The 19,958-nt window shown below is 59.4% G+C and carries 15 protein-coding genes and 1 tRNA gene; 13 read left to right on the top strand and 3 right to left on the bottom strand.

The window, feature by feature from the left end; genetic code table 11:
• The first annotated feature begins 43 nt into the window (after positions 1-43).
• The 3 genes from N8H74_RS00210 to N8H74_RS00220 all read left to right on the top strand — a co-directional run bounded on the left by N8H74_RS00210 (position 44) and on the right by N8H74_RS00220 (position 4,167).
• The gene (locus N8H74_RS00210) at positions 44-1,315 is read left to right on the top strand and encodes a YeaH/YhbH family protein (protein ID WP_217829583.1); all 1,272 of its coding nucleotides are present in this window, start codon (positions 44-46) and stop codon (positions 1,313-1,315) included.
• Complete coding sequence (locus N8H74_RS00215; RefSeq protein WP_217829582.1) at positions 1,312-2,874, top strand: SpoVR family protein; 1,563 nt, start codon at positions 1,312-1,314, stop codon at positions 2,872-2,874. Before N8H74_RS00210 ends, N8H74_RS00215 begins: the two co-directional genes overlap by 4 nt.
• Before the next feature lie 63 nt (positions 2,875-2,937).
• The gene (locus tag N8H74_RS00220) at positions 2,938-4,167 is read left to right on the top strand and encodes a multifunctional CCA addition/repair protein (RefSeq protein WP_262145777.1); all 1,230 of its coding nucleotides are present in this window, start codon (positions 2,938-2,940) and stop codon (positions 4,165-4,167) included.
• 71 nt (positions 4,168-4,238) lie between these two features.
• Here N8H74_RS00220 and folK read toward each other — a convergent pair whose 3' ends face one another.
• On the bottom strand, positions 4,239-4,757 hold the full coding sequence (gene folK / locus N8H74_RS00225; protein WP_262145778.1) for a 2-amino-4-hydroxy-6-hydroxymethyldihydropteridine diphosphokinase: 519 nt from the start codon (positions 4,755-4,757) through the stop codon (positions 4,239-4,241).
• Positions 4,748-5,104, bottom strand: coding sequence for a dihydroneopterin aldolase (folB, locus tag N8H74_RS00230; RefSeq protein ID WP_217829579.1), 357 nt, complete (start codon positions 5,102-5,104; stop codon positions 4,748-4,750). The genes folK and folB overlap by 10 nt, the downstream gene beginning before the upstream one ends.
• A 74-nt stretch (positions 5,105-5,178) precedes the next feature.
• On the opposite strand from folB, the gene plsY reads away from it, so the two are divergent.
• The gene (plsY, locus tag N8H74_RS00235) at positions 5,179-5,748 is read left to right on the top strand and encodes a glycerol-3-phosphate 1-O-acyltransferase PlsY (protein ID WP_007959895.1); all 570 of its coding nucleotides are present in this window, start codon (positions 5,179-5,181) and stop codon (positions 5,746-5,748) included.
• Positions 5,749-5,768: 20 nt separating this feature from the next.
• Here plsY and tsaD read toward each other — a convergent pair whose 3' ends face one another.
• Positions 5,769-6,797, bottom strand: a complete 1,029-nt coding sequence (gene tsaD, locus N8H74_RS00240; RefSeq protein WP_217829578.1) for a tRNA (adenosine(37)-N6)-threonylcarbamoyltransferase complex transferase subunit TsaD — start codon at positions 6,795-6,797, stop codon at positions 5,769-5,771.
• A 199-nt stretch (positions 6,798-6,996) separates the two neighbouring features.
• On the opposite strand from tsaD, the gene rpsU reads away from it, so the two are divergent.
• From rpsU to N8H74_RS00285, 9 genes are all read left to right on the top strand, one after another.
• On the top strand, positions 6,997-7,212 hold the full coding sequence (gene rpsU, locus N8H74_RS00245) for a 30S ribosomal protein S21 (RefSeq protein ID WP_002551877.1): 216 nt from the start codon (positions 6,997-6,999) through the stop codon (positions 7,210-7,212).
• A gap of 487 nt (positions 7,213-7,699) precedes the next feature.
• A complete protein-coding gene (dnaG, locus tag N8H74_RS00250; protein WP_262145779.1) occupies positions 7,700-9,667 on the top strand; it encodes a DNA primase in 1,968 nt (655 codons plus the stop codon).
• Between the two features lie 67 nt (positions 9,668-9,734).
• Positions 9,735-11,582: an RNA polymerase sigma factor RpoD gene (gene rpoD / locus N8H74_RS00255; RefSeq protein WP_217829576.1), complete on the top strand. Its 1,848-nt coding sequence runs from the start codon at positions 9,735-9,737 to the stop codon at positions 11,580-11,582.
• Between the two features lie 120 nt (positions 11,583-11,702).
• Complete coding sequence (locus N8H74_RS00260; RefSeq protein WP_262145780.1) at positions 11,703-15,449, top strand: EAL domain-containing protein; 3,747 nt, start codon at positions 11,703-11,705, stop codon at positions 15,447-15,449.
• A gap of 15 nt (positions 15,450-15,464) precedes the next feature.
• Positions 15,465-15,541: transfer RNA gene (locus tag N8H74_RS00265), tRNA-Ile, on the top strand.
• A gap of 357 nt (positions 15,542-15,898) precedes the next feature.
• Positions 15,899-16,642 (top strand): HipA family kinase, encoded by a 744-nt coding sequence (locus N8H74_RS00270; protein WP_262145781.1) that lies wholly within the window; start codon positions 15,899-15,901, stop codon positions 16,640-16,642.
• Positions 16,639-17,448, top strand: coding sequence for a DUF3037 domain-containing protein (locus tag N8H74_RS00275; protein ID WP_262145782.1), 810 nt, complete (start codon positions 16,639-16,641; stop codon positions 17,446-17,448). Before N8H74_RS00270 ends, N8H74_RS00275 begins: the two co-directional genes overlap by 4 nt.
• Before the next feature lie 149 nt (positions 17,449-17,597).
• A complete protein-coding gene (locus N8H74_RS00280) occupies positions 17,598-18,059 on the top strand; it encodes an Lrp/AsnC family transcriptional regulator (RefSeq protein WP_262145783.1) in 462 nt (153 codons plus the stop codon).
• A 208-nt stretch (positions 18,060-18,267) separates the two neighbouring features.
• Positions 18,268-19,950: an NAD(P)/FAD-dependent oxidoreductase gene (locus N8H74_RS00285; protein ID WP_217829573.1), complete on the top strand. Its 1,683-nt coding sequence runs from the start codon at positions 18,268-18,270 to the stop codon at positions 19,948-19,950.
• Positions 19,951-19,958 lie beyond the last annotated feature (8 nt).

Consider the following 19,958-nt stretch of genomic DNA (forward strand, 5'->3'; position numbering starts at 1 on the left):
ATGACCGCTCGCCCCTTTGCAGGACAGCTTCTAAGGAGCAGTCATGAGCTATGTGATCGACCGACGTCTCAATGGCAAGAACAAGAGCACGGTGAACCGTCAGCGCTTCCTGCGGCGTTACCGTGACCACATCAAGAAGGCTGTCGAAGAGGCGGTCAGCCGGCGCTCCATCACCGACATGGAACACGGCGAACAGATCAGCATTCCCGGTCGCGACATCGACGAACCGGTGCTTCACCATGGACGCGGCGGCAAGCAGACCGTGGTTCACCCCGGCAACAAGGAATTCACCGCTGGCGAGCACATCGCCCGTCCGCCGGGAGGCGGCGGTGGCCGTGGCCCGGGCAAGGCCGGCAACTCCGGCGAAGGCATGGATGAGTTCGTCTTCCAGATCACCCAGGAAGAATTCCTCGAGTTCATGTTCGAGGATCTCGAACTGCCCAACCTGGTCAAGCGCAACCTGACCGGCACCGACACCTTCAAGACCGTGCGCGCCGGGATCAGCAACGAGGGCAACCCGTCGCGGATCAACATCATCCGCACCCTGCGTTCGGCCCATGCTCGGCGTATCGCCCTGTCGGGCAGCAGCCGAGCCAAACTGCGCGAAGTTAAAGAGGAACTGGCGCGACTCAAACGCGAAGAGCCAGACAACTTCGGCGATATTCAGGAACTGGAGGCGGAAATCGAGAAACTCAGTGCGCGCATTCACCGCGTACCGTTCCTCGACACCTTCGACCTCAAATACAACCTGCTGATCAAGCAGCCAAACCCCAGCTCCAAGGCGGTGATGTTCTGCCTGATGGACGTTTCCGGCTCCATGACCCAGGCCACCAAGGACATCGCCAAGCGCTTCTTCATCCTGCTGTACCTGTTTCTCAAGCGTAACTACGACAAGATCGACGTGGTGTTCATCCGCCACCACACCAGCGCCCGGGAAGTGGACGAAGAGGAGTTTTTCTATTCGCGCGAAACCGGCGGGACCATCGTCTCCAGCGCCCTGAAACTGATGCAGGAGATCATGGCTGAGCGTTATCCGAGCAACGAGTGGAACATCTACGCCGCCCAGGCCTCGGACGGCGACAACTGGAACGACGACTCGCCGATCTGCCGCGACATCCTCATCAACCAGATCATGCCGTTTGTGCAGTACTACACTTACGTAGAGATCACCCCGCGCGAACATCAGGCCCTGTGGTACGAATACGAACGCATAGCCGAAGCCTTTTCCGACACTTTTGCCCAGCAGCAACTGGTCTCGGCCGGGGATATCTATCCGGTCTTCCGTGAACTCTTCCAGCGCAGGTTAGTGACATGACCGCCAAAGAGCAGAAGCGCCAACCCATTTCCACCGGCTCCGAATGGACGTTCGAGCTGATCCAGGCCTACGACCGCGAAATCGCCCGTATTGCGGCCGGTTACGCCCTGGATACCTACCCCAACCAGATCGAAGTGATCACCGCCGAGCAGATGATGGATGCCTATGCCTCGGTCGGTATGCCACTGGGTTACCACCACTGGTCCTACGGCAAACACTTCCTCAGCACCGAAAAATCCTACAGCCGTGGGCAGATGGGCCTCGCCTACGAGATCGTGATCAACTCCGACCCGTGCATCGCCTACCTGATGGAGGAAAACACCATCTGCATGCAGGCGCTGGTGGTGGCTCACGCCTGCTACGGCCATAACAGCTTCTTCAAGGGCAATTACCTGTTCCGCACCTGGACCGATGCCAGTTCGATCATCGATTACCTGGTGTTCGCCAAGCAGTACATCATGCAGTGCGAGGAGCGCCACGGTATCGACGCCGTCGAAGACCTGCTCGACTCCTGCCACGCCCTGATGAACTACGGCGTCGACCGCTACAAACGTCCCTATCCGATTTCCGCCGAAGAAGAACGGCGGCGGCAGAAGGATCGCGAAGAACATATGCAGAAGCAGATCAACGATCTGTGGCGCACCATTCCAAAAGGCGCGGACAAATACAGCGACAAGGACAACGCCCGGTTCCCGGCCGAGCCGCAGGAAAACATTCTGTATTTCATCGAAAAACACGCGCCACTGCTTGAGCCGTGGCAGCGCGAGATCGTGCGGATCGTGCGCAAGATCGCCCAGTATTTCTACCCACAGCGCCAGACGCAGGTGATGAACGAAGGCTGGGCGACGTTCTGGCACTACACACTGATGAACGATCTGTATGACGAGGGTCTGGTCACCGACGGCTTCATGATGGAATTCCTCACCTCGCACACCAGCGTGGTGTTCCAGCCTGGCTTCGACAGCCCTTATTACAGCGGCATCAACCCGTATGCACTGGGCTTCGCCATGTATCGCGACATCCGGCGCATGTGCGAGGAGCCGACCGAGGAGGACCGCCGCTGGTTCCCGGAAATCGCCGGCTCCGACTGGCTGTCGACCCTCAAGTTCGCCATGAGCAGCTTCAAGGACGAGAGTTTCATCCTGCAATACCTGTCACCGAAGGTGATTCGCGACCTGAAACTGTTCAGCATTCTCGATGACGACCAGCGGGACGACCTGCTGGTGCCCGCCATCCACGACGAGGGCGGCTACCGGATCATTCGTGAAACCCTGGCGGCGCAATACAACCTCGGCAACCGCGAACCGAACGTGCAGATCTACAGCATCGACCGTCGCGGCGACCGCTCGCTGACCCTGCGTCACCAGCAGCACGACCGCAAACCGCTGGGTGACTCCACCGACGAGGTACTGAAACATCTGCACCGGTTGTGGGGCTTCGACATTCATCTGGAAACCCTGCAGGGCGACCAGATCATGAAGACTCATCACGTTCCGCCACGCAGCGAACATGCCGAGGGCGATTACGGCCGGCTCGACCTGGCCGTCATTCACCTTTGATCCCGTTCTTGCCTCCGAAAGCCCGGCGCAAAGGTTATCCTGTCGGGCCAACGGAGGTTTTTTATGCAGATTTATAAGGTCGGCGGCGCGGTGCGCGATCGCCTGCTGGGTATCCCCGTCACCGATATCGATCGAGTGGTGGTCGGCGCGACCACCGAGGAAATGCTCGCCCAGGGATTTCGCCCGGTAGGCGCGGACTTCCCGGTGTTTCTTCATCCGAAAACCGGCGAGGAATACGCCCTCGCCCGCACCGAGCGCAAAAGCGGTCGCGGTTATGGCGGTTTCACGTTTCACGCCAGCCCCGAAGTGACCCTTGAAGAAGACCTGATCCGCCGCGACCTGACCATCAATGCCATGGCCGAGGACGACCAGCAGAATCTGACCGATCCTTATCATGGTCAGCGCGATCTTGAAGCGCGGATTCTGCGTCACGTTTCCCCCGCGTTCGCCGAAGATCCCCTGCGAGTACTGCGTGTTGCACGCTTCGCCGCCCGCTATGCCGGGCTGGGTTTCAGCGTCGCCGCCGAGACCCTGGAGCTGATGCGCCAGCTCAGCGAGTCCGGTGAACTTGAAGCCTTGACCGCCGAGCGCAGTTGGAAGGAAATCTCCCGCGCACTGATGGAAGACCAGCCACAAGTGTTTATTCAGGTGCTGCGTGATTGCGGCGCATTGAAAGTGCTGATGCCGGAGGTCGATGCGCTGTTCGGCGTGCCGCAACCGGAAGTCCATCACCCGGAAATCGACAGCGGCATCCATACGCTGAGCGTGCTGGAACAATCGGCCCTGCATAAACAGCCGCTGACCGTACGCTGGGCCTGCCTGCTGCATGATCTTGGCAAAGGCCTGACCCCGGAAGAGGAATGGCCCCGGCATATCGCCCATGAGCACAAGGGCCTGAAGCTGATCAAGGCCGTCAACGAGCGCTTCAAGGCGCCGAAGGATTGCCAGGAGCTGGCCCTGCTGGTCGGCCAGTACCACACCCACGGCCATCGTGCGCTTGAACTGAAAGCCTCGACCTTGCTGGAGCTGTTGCAAAGTTTCGATGTTTATCGCCGCCCGCAACGCTTTGAGGAATTCATCATTGCGTGCGAGATGGACGCCCGAGGACGCAAAGGTCTGGAGCAGCGCAGTTATCCACAGGCGGATTACTTGCGTGGCGCGGCCAGTGTGGCGCGGGGCGTGGCTGTTCAGCCATTGCTGGAGAAGGGTTTCAAAGGCCCGGAACTGGGCGAGGCGCTCAAGCGCGAACGGCTCAAGGCGTTGAAGGCCTACAAGGAATCGGCGTCAACCTGAAAAGCTTCGCGGGCCAGCCTGCTCCCACAGGACAAGTGGAAGCGAGCTTGCCCGCAAGGACACCCGTCAGTTCACCGCAGCGCCTCAGGGGTCAGTTGCTGACCGCGCCACTCGAATCGCACCGGCGCCAGCACCTGATCGATCTGCGCGTCAGCCCACAATGCAGCGAAGCTTTTTCCCACGCCCGGATGCACTCGATCCGGTGCAATCAGCGACAACGGCCATAACACAAAGGCGTTTTTCAGGATTTCCGCTCGCGGCAGGATCAATCCGTCGAAATTGCCCACCAGGTCACCATACAGCAGCACGTCGATGTCCAGCGGCAAGCCCTTGCGATCCGGTGCATAACGACCGTTATCCGCCTCGATGAATTTCAGGCGGCGATCCAGCTCCATCAAGGGCAGGTCGGTATACGCCGACACCACGAAATTGAAGAACGGACCGCTCTTGATGCCCACCGGCTGGCTTTCGAACACTGCCGAGCAGCGGATATCCACCAGAAACGTGGCCAGGGCATCCAGACCGGCATGCAAATGGGTTTCGCGCTCGATATTGCTACCGAGGCCAAGGTAGACCTGAGTCAGCGACATCCGCGCTCGATCTCCACGCCGACACCGCCCCTGGCGGCCGGAACCGCGCCTGGCTTGGTCAGCTTCAGGCGTACCCAGGTGATCTTGAATTCATTCATCAGCACTTCGACCAGACGCTCGGCGAAGGTCTCGACCAGTTGATACTGGGCCTGCTCGGCAAAGGCCTGGATCCGCGTGGACACGCTGGCGTAGTCGAGCGCCAGGGTCAGGTCGTCACCGGCGGCAGCCGGGCGATTGTCCCAGGCGAAGCTCAGATCAAGACGCAGGCACTGTCGGATGCCGCGCTCCCAGTCGTAGGCACCGATCACGGTGTCGACTTCCAGGCCCTCGATAAACACTCTGTCCAAGCACTTTTCTCCGCTGCACGACAAGGGCGCAATGCGCCGTTAGAATCAGGGCGTCCTCGCCCGGAATAGTTAGCATGTTTTGGTTACTGGCGATCCTCGCCTACCTGCTCGGCTCGCTGTCCTTCGCCATTTTGCTCAGCCGCCTGACCGGAAACCCGGATCCGCGAATGAGTGGCTCGGGTAATGCCGGCGCCACCAACATGCTGCGCCTGGCCGGTCGCAAACTGGCGATCCTGACCCTGCTGGGTGATCTGTGCAAAGGCCTGCTGCCAGTACTGATCGCCTCGGCAATGGGCCTTTCGCTGCAGGATCAGGCGTGGATCGGCGTCTGCGCCGTGATCGGTCACCTGTTCCCGCTGTATTTCCGTTTTCGCGGCGGCAAGGGTGTCGCCACCGCCGCCGGCATGCTGCTGGGTCTGTATCCGCCCGCCGCACTGCTGGCGGTCTGCGCCTGGCTGCTGACGTTCTACCTGACCCGCACCAGCTCGCTGGCGGCGCTGATCGCCACGCCGCTGACCCTTCCGTTACTGGCCTGGCAGGAACCGGCGGCGCTGTTACCGATGAGCACCTTGACGCTGCTGATCGTGTGGCGCCACCGGGGCAATCTACGCGACCTGTTTGCCGGGCGCGAACGGCATTTTTAAATACCGCCCATGAGCGCCGCTCATCCCAATGCCGACAGTTGCTCCATCGGCCAGCGCGCCTGCACGCTGATCGCCAGGCTTTCCTGCTGGCCGGCCTGCAAGCGCTGACAACCGGCAAACGCGATCATCGCGCCGTTGTCGGTGCAGAATTCAGGCCGGGCATAAAACACATCGCCTTTCATGTCACCGAGCATTTTTTCCAGTGAAATACGCAACGCCTTGTTGGCGCTGACACCACCGGCGATCACCAGACGCTTCATGCCAGCCTGCTTCAGAGCACGCTTGCACTTGATGGTCAAAGTCTCTACCACGGCCTGCTGGAACGCCAGCGCGATGTCGCAACGGGCTTGTTCACCGTCGTCCCCGGCGCTGACGCATTGCTGCCAGGTGTTGAGGGCGAAGGTTTTCAAGCCGCTGAAGCTGAAATCCAGCCCCGGTCGGTCGCACATCGGACGCGGGAAGGTAAAACGTCCTGCGACACCCTTCTGCGCCAGCTTGGCGATTTCCGGTCCGCCGGGGTAATTCAGGCCCATCATCTTCGCGGTCTTGTCGAACGCTTCGCCAGCCGCGTCGTCAAGCGTCTCGCCGAGCAGGCTGTATTGACCGATGCCGTCGACCTGAACCAGTTGCGTATGGCCACCCGAGACCAACAAAGCGACGAACGGAAACTGCGGCGGTTTCGGCTCCAGCATCGGCGCCAGCAAGTGGCCTTCCATGTGATGTACGCCGAGTGCGGGAATACCCCAGGCAAACGCCAGTGCCTGGGCACAGGAAGCCCCCACCAGCAGCGCGCCGACCAGGCCCGGGCCTGCGGTATAGGCGATGGCGTCGATCTCGGTCGGCACACAGTCGGCCTCGGCCAACACCTGACGAATCAAGGGCAGCATGCGCTTGACGTGATCGCGGGAGGCCAGCTCCGGCACCACGCCACCATAGACGCGATGCAAGTCGATCTGGCTGAACAGCGCGTCGGCCAGCAGACCGCGTTCACTGTCGTATAAAGCGACGCCGGTTTCGTCGCAGGACGTTTCTAATCCCAGTACTAGCATGGGTTTGCGCCTTGTTTAGGCTGAATTCGAAGGCGCGCATAATAGTCGCCGCGTGATGCTCCGACCAGCGGTTTTCGATCAGAGGCTTTGCATTCCGAGCGATGAGGGGTTAACATCCGCAACCCTTAAAAACTGACGTCTTCAAGTGCTCTTTTGCCGCGAGGATGTTAACCCCGGTAATGAATGAAGGTAGCTCTGGATGCCAGCCGTCAAAGTTAAAGAGAACGAACCCTTCGACGTAGCTCTGCGTCGTTTCAAGCGCTCCTGCGAAAAAGCCGGTGTACTGGCTGAAGTTCGTAGCCGCGAATTTTACGAGAAGCCAACTTCTGAGCGTAAGCGCAAAGCAGCAGCTGCTGTTAAGCGTCACGCAAAGAAAGTTCAGCGCGAACAGCGCCGCGCCGTTCGTCTGTACTAATACACAGACGTTCGAAGCAAGCTTCTGCCCAAGCCCGGCCTTCCGCCGGGCTTATGGCATTTGCGTAAAACGCTTGATGCTTCACCGTCGAAGCCGCAGATGCGACCGAGACAAACTGCTTCACCGCGTCAGGCCTGGCTCTTTTGCCAGCGGTGCACGTCTTTTCTGACGAGCCTTTTCAAGGCTGTTGACGAGCACACCCCACTGATTCCTCTTGCGAGATCAGCCCAAAGGCACCTGCTTGCGTGCCCGCTTCACAAGCACTCCCAAGGCCCTCGACAGGTCGTAGCGGATTCAGCGCAATATTTTCAAATGATCGAAGACTGATTGACACTAACGTCACTGGATTTTCGGCAGATACACTTCCCGACAGCGATTACGCAGACAACCCAGGTCGAGCCGCCCTTTGTGCGCGCATCCATCAACGACCCGCGCCCGCCCTTCGCATCGGATTTATAACAGTAGCAACGCAGACCACGAGAACGCCATGGCCGGGTTGATCCCCCAGAGCTTCATTGACGACCTTCTGAACCGCACCGACATCGTCGATGTGGTCAGCTCGCGCGTGCAATTGAAGAAGGCCGGCAAGAACTACACTGCCTGCTGCCCGTTCCACAAAGAGAAAACCCCGTCGTTCAGCGTGAGCCCCGACAAGCAGTTCTATTACTGCTTCGGTTGCGGTGCCGGCGGCAACGCGCTCGGTTTTCTCATGGATCACGATAACCTGGACTTCCCCCAGGCCGTCGAGGATCTGGCCAAAGCGGCCGGCATGGAAGTCCCCCGCGAAGAAAGCGGTCGCTCGCACAAGCCGCGTCAACCGACCGATTCGCCGCTGTACCCGCTGCTCACTGCCGCCGCTGACTTTTACCGCCAGGCACTCAAGAGCCACCCGGCACGCAAAGCTGCCGTGGATTACCTCAAGGGCCGCGGCCTGACCGGCGAGATTGCCCGGGACTTCGGCCTCGGTTTCGCCCCGCCGGGCTGGGACAATCTGTTCAGGCACCTGAGCAGCGACACCCTGCAGCAGAAAGCCATGATCGACGCCGGGTTGCTGATCGAGAACGCCGAAACCGGCAAACGCTACGACCGCTTCCGCGATCGCGTGATGTTCCCGATCCGCGACACCCGTGGGCGCATCATCGCCTTCGGCGGGCGAGTACTCGGGGACGACAAACCCAAGTACCTGAACTCACCGGAAACCCCGGTCTTCCACAAGGGCCAGGAACTCTACGGCCTCTATGAAGCCCGCAAGAACAACCGCAACCTCGACGAAATCATCGTCGTCGAGGGCTACATGGACGTCATCGCTCTGGCCCAACAGGGCTTGCGCAATGCCGTCGCAACACTGGGCACCGCCACCAGCGAAGAACACCTCAAGCGCCTGTTTCGCGTAGTGCCGAACGTATTGTTCTGCTTCGACGGTGACCAGGCCGGCCGCAACGCCGCGTGGCGCGCCCTGGAAGCCACCCTGAGCAGCCTGCAGGACGGACGCCGGGCACGCTTTCTGTTCCTGCCCGAAGGTGAGGATCCGGACACCTTGATCCGCGCGGAAGGCACCGATGCCTTCCGCGCCCGCATCAATCAGCATGCCCAGCCACTGGCGGATTATTTCTTCCAGCAGTTGACCGAGGAAGCCGACCCGCGCTCACTCGAAGGCAAGGCGCACATGGCGACGCTCGCAGCACCGCTGATCGACAAGGTGCCCGGTGCCAACCTGCGCATCCTGATGCGCCAGCGCCTGACCGAAATCACCGGCCTGAGCAGCGAAACCGTCAGCCAGCTGGCCCAGAGCGCTCCGCAGGAAGCGCCACCCGCCTATGATCCAGGCATCGATTACGACGCCATGCCGGATTACAGCGACTATCATCAGCCGCAGGCACAGGACATGTATGTGCCGCAGCAGGAGTGGACGCCGAAGAAGCCCGGCACCGGCGGCAAGAAATGGGAAAAAAAACCCTGGGACAAGAACGGCAAGCGCGGCGGCGATCGCGACCAGCCACGTGCCCCGCGAGTGCCGGCGGCCGTCGAACCACCCACACTGGCAGCCCTGCGCACCTTGCTGCACCACCCGCAACTGGCGGAAAAAGTCGAGGATGCCGGGCACTTTGCCGACGAAAACCAGACCAACGCACAGCTGTTGGTGGCACTGCTCGAAGCCGTACAGAAGAATCCCAAGCTAAACTCATTTCAGTTGATCGCGCGATGGCACGGAACCGAACAGGGACGCCTGCTCAAGGCACTGGCGGAAAAGGAATGGCTGATCGACGGAGACAACCTTGAACAACAGTTTTTCGACACCATTACTAGCTTGTCAGCCCGCCAACGCGAGCGAAACCTGGAACAACTGCTCAGAAAAGCCCGTCAAAGCGAATTGAGTACCGAAGAGAAAAACCAACTGCGCGACCTATTGAGTCGCAATGTTTCCGCATCAAACCCGACCTCAACTGGCGCGTGAGGTCATAGCTCAGGTATAATCCTCGGCTTGTTTTTTGCCCGCCAAGACCTTCAGTGGATAGGGTGTTATGTCCGGAAAAGCGCAACAGCAGTCTCGTATTATTGAGTTGATCAAACTGGGTCGTGAGCAGAAGTATCTGACTTACGCCGAGGTCAACGACCACCTGCCCGAGGATATTTCAGATCCGGAGCAGGTGGAAGACATCATCCGCATGATCAACGACATGGGGATCCCGGTACACGAGAGTGCTCCGGATGCGGACGCCCTTATGCTGGGCGACGCCGATACCGACGAGGCCGCTGCGGAAGAAGCAGCCGCTGCGTTGGCGGCGGTGGAGACCGATATCGGTCGCACCACTGACCCGGTGCGCATGTACATGCGTGAAATGGGTACGGTCGAACTTCTGACTCGTGAAGGCGAAATCGAAATCGCCAAGCGTATCGAAGAGGGCATCCGTGAAGTGATGAGCGCCATCGCGCACTTCCCCGGCACGGTTGACCACATTCTCTCCGAATACGATCGCGTCACCTCCGAAGGTGGTCGCCTGTCCGACGTCCTGAGCGGCTATATCGACCCGGACGATGGCACTACGCCGCCGGCCGCCGAAGTACCGCCACCGGTCGACGAGAAAGCGGCCAAGGCCGATGACGACTCCGAAGACGATGACGGCGAATCTTCCGATGACGAAGAAGAAGCCGAAAGCGGTCCGGATCCGGTAATCGCCGCCCAGCGCTTCGGTGCTGTCGCCGATCAGATGGAAATCACCCGCAAGGCCCTGAAAAAGCACGGTCGCAACAACAAGGCAGCGATTGCCGAACTGTTGGTTCTGGCCGAGCTGTTCATGCCGATCAAACTGGTTCCGAAGCAATTCGAAGGCCTGGTCGAGCGTGTTCGCAGCGCCCTGGATCGCCTGCGTCAGCAAGAGCGCGCGATCATGCAACTGTGCGTACGTGATGCACGTATGCCACGCGCCGATTTCCTGCGTCAGTTCCCGGGCAATGAAGTCGACGAAAGCTGGGCCGACGCTCTGGCCAAGGGCAAGGGCAAGTACGCAGAGGCCATCGGCCGCCTGCTGCCGGACATCGCTCGCTGCCAGCAAAAACTGATCGCACTGGAGACCGAAACCGGTCTGACCATCGCCGAGATCAAGGACATCAACCGTCGCATGTCGATCGGTGAGGCCAAGGCCCGCCGCGCGAAGAAAGAGATGGTTGAGGCGAACCTGCGTCTGGTGATCTCCATCGCCAAGAAGTACACCAACCGTGGCCTGCAATTCCTCGATCTGATCCAGGAAGGCAACATCGGTCTGATGAAAGCGGTGGACAAGTTCGAATACCGTCGCGGCTACAAGTTCTCGACTTATGCCACCTGGTGGATCCGTCAGGCGATCACTCGCTCGATCGCCGACCAGGCCCGCACCATCCGTATTCCGGTGCACATGATCGAGACGATCAACAAGCTCAACCGTATTTCCCGCCAGATGCTGCAGGAAATGGGTCGCGAACCGACCCCGGAAGAGCTGGGTGAGCGCATGGAAATGCCTGAGGACAAGATCCGCAAGGTATTGAAGATCGCCAAAGAGCCGATCTCCATGGAAACCCCGATCGGTGATGACGAAGACTCCCATCTGGGTGACTTCATCGAAGACTCGACCATGCAGTCGCCAATCGATGTCGCCACTGTTGAGAGCCTGAAAGAAGCGACCCGCGAAGTGCTGTCCGGCCTCACTGCCCGTGAAGCCAAGGTTCTGCGCATGCGTTTCGGTATCGACATGAACACCGACCATACGCTCGAAGAAGTCGGCAAGCAGTTTGACGTGACCCGTGAGCGGATCCGTCAGATTGAAGCCAAGGCGCTGCGCAAGCTGCGCCACCCGACGCGAAGCGAGCATCTGCGCTCCTTCCTCGACGAGTGATACCAGAACCCCCGGCCCAGGCCGGGGGTTTTGTTTATGCAGATTAAATACTTCGCAGCCCCCTCCCCACGCATACCCCGTCTACACTCGAAACATTCCCCGAGCCATAACGAGACCGTTATGCCCAGACTGCCGACCGTGCTTTTTTTGCTGTCGCTGATGACCTGGACCGCAACGGCTGGCGCGCTGACTCTTTCCGACGAAGAACGTAGCTGGTTGGCGGCCCACCCGGACTTGCGCCTGGGTGTCGATGCGTCGTGGCCCCCCTTCGAGTTTCGCGACGATCAGGGTCGCTATCAGGGTCTGGCGGCCGATTACATCGACGTGATTCGCCAGCGCCTGGCGATCAAACTCACGCCCATCGAGCCGGTGAACTGGTCGGTGGTGCTGGAACAGGCCAAACAAGGCTCCCTCGATCTGCTGCCCGGCATCATGTCCACCCCCGAACGCCAGACGTATCTGTCGTTCACCCGTCCGTACCTGGACTTCCCGATTGTCATCCTCGCCCACGTCGGCGGGCCACAGCCGCGCAAACTCGAAGACTTGTATGGCCTGAAAATCGCCGTGGTGGAAAACTATGCCCCCCACGAACTGCTGCGCACCCACCATCCCGACCTGAATCTGGTGGCAATGCCCAATGTCAGCTCGGCCTTGCAGGCCCTGGCGACCGACGAAGTCGACGCAGTAGTCGGCGATCTCGCCTCCAGTGTCTGGAGCCTGCGCCAGCTCAAACTCGACGGCCTGTACGTCAGCGGCGAAACGCCGTATCGCTATCAACTGGCGATGGGCGTGCCCCGTGACAACAAAATGCTGGTGGGCATTCTGGACAAGGTCCTGGCGGACATGAGCCCGGAGGAAATCAGTTCCATCCAGGAGCATTGGGTGGGCAATGTCCTCGATCATCGGACATTCTGGTCAGATCTGCTGGTTTACGGCCTGCCCGGCCTGACGCTGCTGGTGATCGTGCTGGCGGTGGTGATTCGCATCAACCGCCGGCTGAGTTCGGAAATCTCCCGGCGCATCGACCTCGAACAGGAGCTGCGCAGCAGCGAGTACCACTATCGCGGACTGGTGGAGAGTCTGTCGGCGATTGCCTGGGAAGCACGGATCAGCGACTTCACCTACAGCTACGTGTCGCCCCATGCTGAAGACCTGCTCGGTTATCCACTGTCCCACTGGCTGATCCCGGGCTTCTGGCGCAACATCATCCATCCGGCGGACCTGACCCGCGCGCAGAGTTTCTGCGATCACGAAGTCCTCGCCGGACGCGACCACAGCCTCGATTACCGCGTGATCACCGCCGATGGCCGCTGCCTGTGGGTGCGCGATATCGTCAGCCTGATCGAACACGGCCACGAGCCGGTGATGCGCGGATTGATGATCGACATCAGCGAAGCCAAGCGCACCGAGGATGCGCTGCGCCAGTCGGAGCAGAAGTTCGCCTCGGTTTTCCAGCAATGCCCGGACATTCTGGTGATAGCACGGCTGTCGGACGGTTGCCTGCTGGAAGTCAACGAAGCCTTCGAGGAACAGATCGGGCTCAAGGCCGAAGATGTGGTCGGCCAGACCGCCACCGAGCTCAATATCTGGGGCATTCCCGGCGTCGGCCCCGGGTTGTTGCAGCGCTTGCAGGCCGGCAGTATCCGCAACCTGGAGATGCCCTTTCGCCGCAATAATGGCCAGGTGTTCACCGGCCTGATTTCCGCCGAGCCATTCGACCTCGACACCACCCCGGCGCTGGTGGTCGTGGTGCGTGACATCACCCAGCTCAAGGAAACCCAGCAGCAGTTGCAAACCTCCGAAGAGAAGTTCGCCAAGGCCTTCCACGCCTCGCCGGACGGCTTGCTGCTGTCGCGCCAGAGCGATGGCCTGCTGATGGAAGTCAATGAAGGTTTCAGCCGCATCACCGGGTTCAACAGCGCCATGTCGGTGGATCGCTCGGCGCTGGATCTGGGGATCTGGGTCAATCTCAACGAGCGCAAGCAGATGCTCGACCTGCTGCACCGTGACGGTTTCGTCCGTGATTTCACCTGCCACATCCGCCGCAGCGACGGGCAGATCCGTCTCTGCGAAGTGTCCAGCCGTCCCCTGCCGATCGGCGACGACAACTGCATGTTGACCATCGCCCGGGACATCACCGAGCGACACCTGATGCAGGAAAAGCTGCAACAAGCGGCGACCGTGTTCGAAAGCACCGCCGAGGGCGTGTTGATCACCGACACCCAGCAACACATCAGCGCGGTCAATCGCGCCTTTACCGAAATCACCGGTTACAGCGAAAGCGAAGCCCTCGGCCACACCCCGCGCCTGCTGGCCTCGGGACTGCATGACAGCGCCTTCTATGCGGCGATGTGGCATCAGTTGACCGCCGAAGGTCACTGGCAGGGCGAGATTTCCAACCGGCGCAAGAATGGCGAGTTGTATCCGAGCTGGCTGACGATCAGCGCCGTGCGCAATCGCGACAAGTTCATCACCCACTTTGTTGCCGTGTTCGCCGACATTTCCAGCCTCAAGCACGCTCAGGCCAGACTCGATTACCAGGCCCACCATGACCCGCTCACCGGCCTGCCGAACCGCACGCTGTTCGAAAGCCGCCTGCTCATGGCGCTGAACAACCAACAAGAAAACGGTGGTCAGGGCGCGGTCCTGTTTCTCGATCTGGATCGCTTCAAGCACATCAATGACAGCCTGGGTCACCCGGTCGGCGACCTGTTGCTCAAAGGCATCGCCGTGCGCCTCAAGGAACAGCTGCGTGACATCGATACCGTGGCGCGCCTGGGTGGCGACGAATTCATCATCCTGCTGCCCGGCCTGCAGCAGGCCAGCGACGCCGACAACATCGCCACCAAGCTGCTCAATTGCTTCAGCGCACCGTTCCAGGCCGGGGAACATGAGTTCTTCATCAGCGCCAGCATCGGCACCAGCCTGTACCCGCGCGACGGTTGTGATGTGGCGACGCTGGTGAAAAACGCCGACGCGGCGATGTACCGCTCCAAGGCCAAGGGCCGCAACCGCGTCGAAAGCTACACCCGCGACCTGACCGCCCAGGCCAGCGAGCGAATCGCTCTGGAACACGAACTGCGCCGCGCCATCGAGCGCGACGAGTTGTACCTCTACTACCAGCCGAAAATCAGCCTCGATGACCACAGCCTCGTCGGCGCCGAAGCCCTGATCCGCTGGCGTCACCCGACCTTCGGCGATGTGCCGCCGGAGCATTTCATTCCGCTGGCCGAAGAAAACGGCATGATCCTGCAGATCGGTGACTGGGTGCTGGAAACCGCGTGCCGGCAGATGTTCGAGTGGAACCAGATCTACGACTGCCTCGGCCCGCTCTCGGTCAACCTCGCCGGCGCGCAGCTGCGTCAGCCCAACCTGCTGGGACGGATCGAGCAACTGCTCAAGGACAACCGTCTCAACCCGGATTTACTGCAACTGGAAATTACCGAAAACTTCATCATGAGCCAGGCCGAAGAGGCACTGGCGGTACTCCATCAGCTCAAACACCTCGGCGTTCAACTGGCCATCGACGACTTCGGCACCGGTTATTCCTCGCTGAGTTACCTCAAGCGTCTGCCCCTGGACATCCTCAAGATCGACCAGTCTTTCGTTCGCGGCCTGCCCGACGACCCCCACGACGCGGCGATTGTCCGCGCCATCATCGCCCTGGGCCGCAGCATGCAATTCACTGTGATCGCCGAAGGTGTGGAAACCCAGGCCCAACAACAATTCCTCGCCGCCGAAGGCTGCGAACAGATCCAGGGCTACATCGTCAGCCTGCCCTTGCCACCAGAGGAATTCGCCGCGACGTTTCTTCGCATAGCCGTAACCAATTATTCGGATAGCACAGCCGAGAAACCGTCGCTATAATCCGCGACCTACTGAGGGCCTATAGCTCAGTTGGTTAGAGCAGAGGACTCATAATCCTTTGGTCCACGGTTCAAGTCCGTGTGGGCCCACCAAATTGAAAGCCGCGCAAATGCGCGGCTTTTTCTTGGATGGCTGTTTGACCTTTCTAGTCTTCACGAGCGCAATGTTCGGAAGATTACCGCCAAGGCTGTAGGCAAATTCCGAAGCTGCATTTCGGGATGCGTCAGTGGCTTGTTGGCTTTTTCTTTGCCGGGATACTCTCCAGACGTCGCTGCATATCAGCGGCCCGGCCTGGAAACCCGTCGAGTCAAAAACATCGCAGCTCTCTTTATGACAACTGTGCGCGGGACAGTCTGCGGACAGACCTAAGAACCAAATACTTGCGGGGCATGGTGCATCGAGAGGCAGACCAGTATTGTCTGACGAGCGGATTTATCAGGGAGCCATGAATGGCCGTCGGTAACTACATAGAAGCGGTTGAAATCATTCGTCGACTGGAAGGTGGCATTACGCGGCCATTTTTGTGTCGTGCAAACAATGACAAGCACTATGTGGTCAAAGGGTTGGAGCTACCTCCCGCCGAACGCATTGCCGAATTGCTCTGTGCTCGCCTGGCTGCTCAGTTCGGCCTACCCATTCCCGAGCATGGCTGTATCTATGTCGATCCTGCCTTGCTGCGCTACAACCAGGAAGCTCGTAGCGATCTCGGACCTGGGGACAGCTATGCCCTTGCCTACATCTCTGACGCTGCCGACTTGCTGTACTCACAAGCTCTACAGGTTCCGAGCGACCTTCAAAAAGCCGTCTTCGTTTTTGATTATTGGGTAGGCAACAGTGATCGTCAGTTGGGGCCATTTGGTGGGCGTCCGAATCTGCTGATGTGCAGCACCAGCAATCAGCTACAACTGATCGACCACAATCAGGCATTCCAATGGCCGCTGGATGCTTCAAAATTTGCTGAAAGCCATGTGTTTGGACCCGAGAACCGGACATGGCAACTGGATCTGGTCGACAAAGTTGAATACGGTCAACGTATGCATGACACTGCTGGACGATTTAGTGACCTATGCTCAGACATTCCTGAAGAGTGGCGTGACTCCATCGGAGCCCTCGGACTCAAAACGTTGCTTGAGGAAATAGAAAGTAACCTGCTGCTTTGCCATTCGGACGAATTCTGGAGCGTCCTGAAATGAAATACACCTGCCTTTACAGCATCGTGCGCTTTGCACCATTTGCGGAAACAGAGGAGTTTGCCAACGTAGGCATCGTTCTCTCAGCTCCTGCAGTCGGCCGCATGGAGTACAGACTTGCTCGTAAAAATCTGAAACGGGTTAATCATTTCTTTGAGTGCAGTAATCTTTTCGCCAAGGCGATGGAGATAGCTCAGAACGAATTGGAGAGCATTCGCCTCATGACCGCAGGCGCTCAGGAGTCGCAGATCGTTAACCACTTTCGATTCATGACGGAGCCGAAAGAGTCGATGATTCGCTTCAGCCCCATGCGCTCTATCCTGGCGGAAAATCTCGACGATACCCTCACCACGCTGTTCAACCGCTACATTGATCGCCAAGGCATTGGCCGTGAGCGTCGCGAGGAGGTGATGGTTCGGGAGATTCGGGAGATGTTCTCGCGGGCATCAATTCGCACTTTCCGTGATGACACGCTGACCGGCGACCTGACCAAGCTGCATCTTCCCTTGGTACATCGCAACAAGGTCGTGGCAGCTATCAAACCTTTGGCTTTTGATCAATCAGAGCCCAGCGCAATACTCGATCACTGCGATCAGTGGCTGATGAAATTCGTACGAGCGGAGCAGGAAGGCATTATCCAGTTGAAGAATGTGCTTATCCCCATTACTACACCTGCGGAGACCTCATCACCTCGCCATCGCAAAGCTGTAGAGATTGCCAAGGAAAGCATTGAGGCAAAAGGCCTACAACTGGTTGATTTTCACGCAACAGAGGAAATTGCCGATTTCGCACAGCGTTATGGTCAATAGCCGTTATTTATTCAATAAAATAGCCGCGCAATTGCGCGGCTATTTCGTTTCTGCGTTCAACCTTCGACTACAACAGAGGGGAGTCAATATCTAGCCGGTTGACGCTGTAACATGCTCGCCTAAAGATCCGCGCCTCAATGGAGTCCCCCTTGCCAGACACTCGCCCCCCCGTGCTTGATGAAATCGATCACCAATTGATCGCGGCCCTGCAAATCAACGCCCGCGAGAGTGTGGCGATGCTGGCTCGGCAACTCGGGATCGCTCGTACGACCGTGACGTCACGCCTGGCGCGGCTGGAAAAGGCCAAAGTGATCACCGGTTATGGCGTACGCCTTGGCCAGCGGGTAGTCGATGGCGGGTTGCAGGCGTATGTCGGGATCAAGGTGCAACCGCGCTCCGGCAAAGAAGTATTGCGGCGGCTGAGTGCGATGGCGCAGGTACAGCAGTTGTGTGCCGTGAGTGGCGAATTTGATTACGTGGCGTGGCTGCGTACCGATTCGCCGGAGCAACTGGATCAGTTGCTGGATCAGATCGGCAGTGTGGACGGGGTGGAGAAAACCACGACGTCGATCATTCTGAGCAGCAAGATTGACCGGGGGCATCCGGTTTGAGTTTTTCGGTCGCCTGATCACCTCATTCGCAGGCTAGTCCGCTTCGACAGTAGTCGATATGCGCATCAATATCGTCACATTGATCATCAATCTGGCAAAACGACGACACTTTGCGTCTTATTAACGTGTTCTCCGCTCCCTAGAATGGCTGGCATCTTTTCCTATACTCAGACGCGCATCCCGCGTCGGGTCGCCAGCAAGGTCAGCCATGAACAAGAACAATCGCCATCCTGCAGACGGTAAAAAGCCGATCACCATTTTCGGCCCGGACTTTCCTTTCGCCTTCGACGACTGGATCGAGCACCCGGCTGGTCTCGGCAGCATTCCCGAGCACAATCACGGCGCCGAAGTGGCGATCGTCGGCGCTGGCATCGCCGGTCTGGTGGCCGCTTATGAACTGATGAAGCTCGGCCTGAAACCGGTGGTCTACGAGGCTTCCAAGCTCGGCGGGCGTCTGCGTTCGCAGGCGTTCAACGGCACCGATGGCATCGTTGCCGAGCTTGGCGGCATGCGCTTCCCGGTGTCGTCCACCGCGTTCTACCACTACGTCGACAAACTCGGCCTGCAGACCAAACCCTTCCCCAACCCGCTGACGCCGGCCTCCGGCAGCACCGTGATCGATCTGGAAGGCAAAACCCATTACGCACAGAAACTGGCGGATCTTCCTGCACTGTTCCAGGAAGTGGCTGACGCCTGGGCGGATGCTCTGGAAGCCGGCTCGCAGTTCTCCGACATTCAACAAGCGATCCGCGACCGCGACGTGCCACGCCTCAAGGAGCTGTGGAACACCCTCGTGCCGCTGTGGGACGACCGCACGTTTTACGACTTCGTCGCCACCTCCAAGGCCTTCGCCAAGCTGTCGTTCCATCACCGCGAAGTGTTTGGTCAGGTGGGTTTCGGCACCGGCGGCTGGGACTCGGACTTCCCCAACTCGATGCTGGAAATCTTCCGCGTGGTGATGACCAACTGCGACGATCATCAGCATCTGGTGGTCGGCGGTGTGGAACAGGTGCCGCAAGGCATCTGGCGTCATGTGCCGGAGCGCTGCGTACATTGGCCTGAAGGCACCAGCCTCAAGTCGCTGCACCACGGCGCCCCGCGTTCCGGCGTGAAAAAAATCGCTCATGCCCCGGATGGCCGTTTCGCGGTCACCGACAACAATGGCGACACCCGCGAGTACGCCGCCGTGCTGACCACTTGCCAGAGCTGGCTGCTGACCACCCAGATCGAATGCGAGGAAACCCTGTTCTCGCAAAAGATGTGGATGGCCCTCGACCGCACCCGCTACATGCAGTCGTCGAAGACTTTCGTGATGGTCGACCGGCCGTTCTGGAAAGACAAAGACCCGGAAACCGGCCGCGACCTGATGAGCATGACCCTCACCGATCGCCTGACCCGTGGCACCTATCTGTTCGACAACGGTGACGACAAGCCCGGCGTGATCTGCCTGTCGTATTCGTGGATGAGCGATGCGTTGAAAATGCTTCCACATCCGGTGGAAAAGCGCGTGAAACTGGCACTGGATGCGTTGAAAAAGATCTACCCGAAAGTCGATATCGCTGCGCGGATCATCGGCGATCCGATCACCGTGTCGTGGGAGGCGGATCCGCACTTCCTCGGCGCGTTCAAGGGCGCCCTGCCCGGCCACTATCGCTACAACCAGCGGATGTACGCGCACTTCATGCAGGACGACATGCCGGCCGAGCAGCGTGGGATTTTCATCGCCGGTGACGACGTGTCGTGGACACCGGCGTGGGTCGAAGGCGCGGTGCAGACCTCGCTCAACGCCGTGTGGGGGATCATGAAACATTTCGGCGGGGCCACACATAAAGAGAACCCTGGCCCGGGTGATGTGTTCAAAGACATCGGCCCTATCGCCCTGCCCGAGTAAGAGGAATT

The sequence above is a fragment of the Pseudomonas sp. B2M1-30 genome (assembly GCF_025447575.1).
Lineage (GTDB): Bacteria > Pseudomonadota > Gammaproteobacteria > Pseudomonadales > Pseudomonadaceae > Aquipseudomonas > Aquipseudomonas botevensis.

Coding starts and splice junctions, on each gene's coding strand:
- plsY (WP_007959895.1), top strand. CDS start 5,179: ATGTTTTGGTTACTGGCGATCCTCGCCTACCTGCTCGGCTCGCTGTCC.
- N8H74_RS00270 (WP_262145781.1), top strand. CDS start 15,899: ATGGCCGTCGGTAACTACATAGAAGCGGTTGAAATCATTCGTCGACTG.
- folK (WP_262145778.1), bottom strand. CDS start 4,757: ATGTCGCTGACTCAGGTCTACCTTGGCCTCGGTAGCAATATCGAGCGC.
- rpoD (WP_217829576.1), top strand. CDS start 9,735: ATGTCCGGAAAAGCGCAACAGCAGTCTCGTATTATTGAGTTGATCAAA.
- N8H74_RS00215 (WP_217829582.1), top strand. CDS start 1,312: ATGACCGCCAAAGAGCAGAAGCGCCAACCCATTTCCACCGGCTCCGAA.
- rpsU (WP_002551877.1), top strand. CDS start 6,997: ATGCCAGCCGTCAAAGTTAAAGAGAACGAACCCTTCGACGTAGCTCTG.
- N8H74_RS00260 (WP_262145780.1), top strand. CDS start 11,703: ATGCCCAGACTGCCGACCGTGCTTTTTTTGCTGTCGCTGATGACCTGG.
- N8H74_RS00275 (WP_262145782.1), top strand. CDS start 16,639: ATGAAATACACCTGCCTTTACAGCATCGTGCGCTTTGCACCATTTGCG.
- N8H74_RS00285 (WP_217829573.1), top strand. CDS start 18,268: ATGAACAAGAACAATCGCCATCCTGCAGACGGTAAAAAGCCGATCACC.
- dnaG (WP_262145779.1), top strand. CDS start 7,700: ATGGCCGGGTTGATCCCCCAGAGCTTCATTGACGACCTTCTGAACCGC.
- tsaD (WP_217829578.1), bottom strand. CDS start 6,797: ATGCTAGTACTGGGATTAGAAACGTCCTGCGACGAAACCGGCGTCGCT.
- N8H74_RS00220 (WP_262145777.1), top strand. CDS start 2,938: ATGCAGATTTATAAGGTCGGCGGCGCGGTGCGCGATCGCCTGCTGGGT.
- N8H74_RS00210 (WP_217829583.1), top strand. CDS start 44: ATGAGCTATGTGATCGACCGACGTCTCAATGGCAAGAACAAGAGCACG.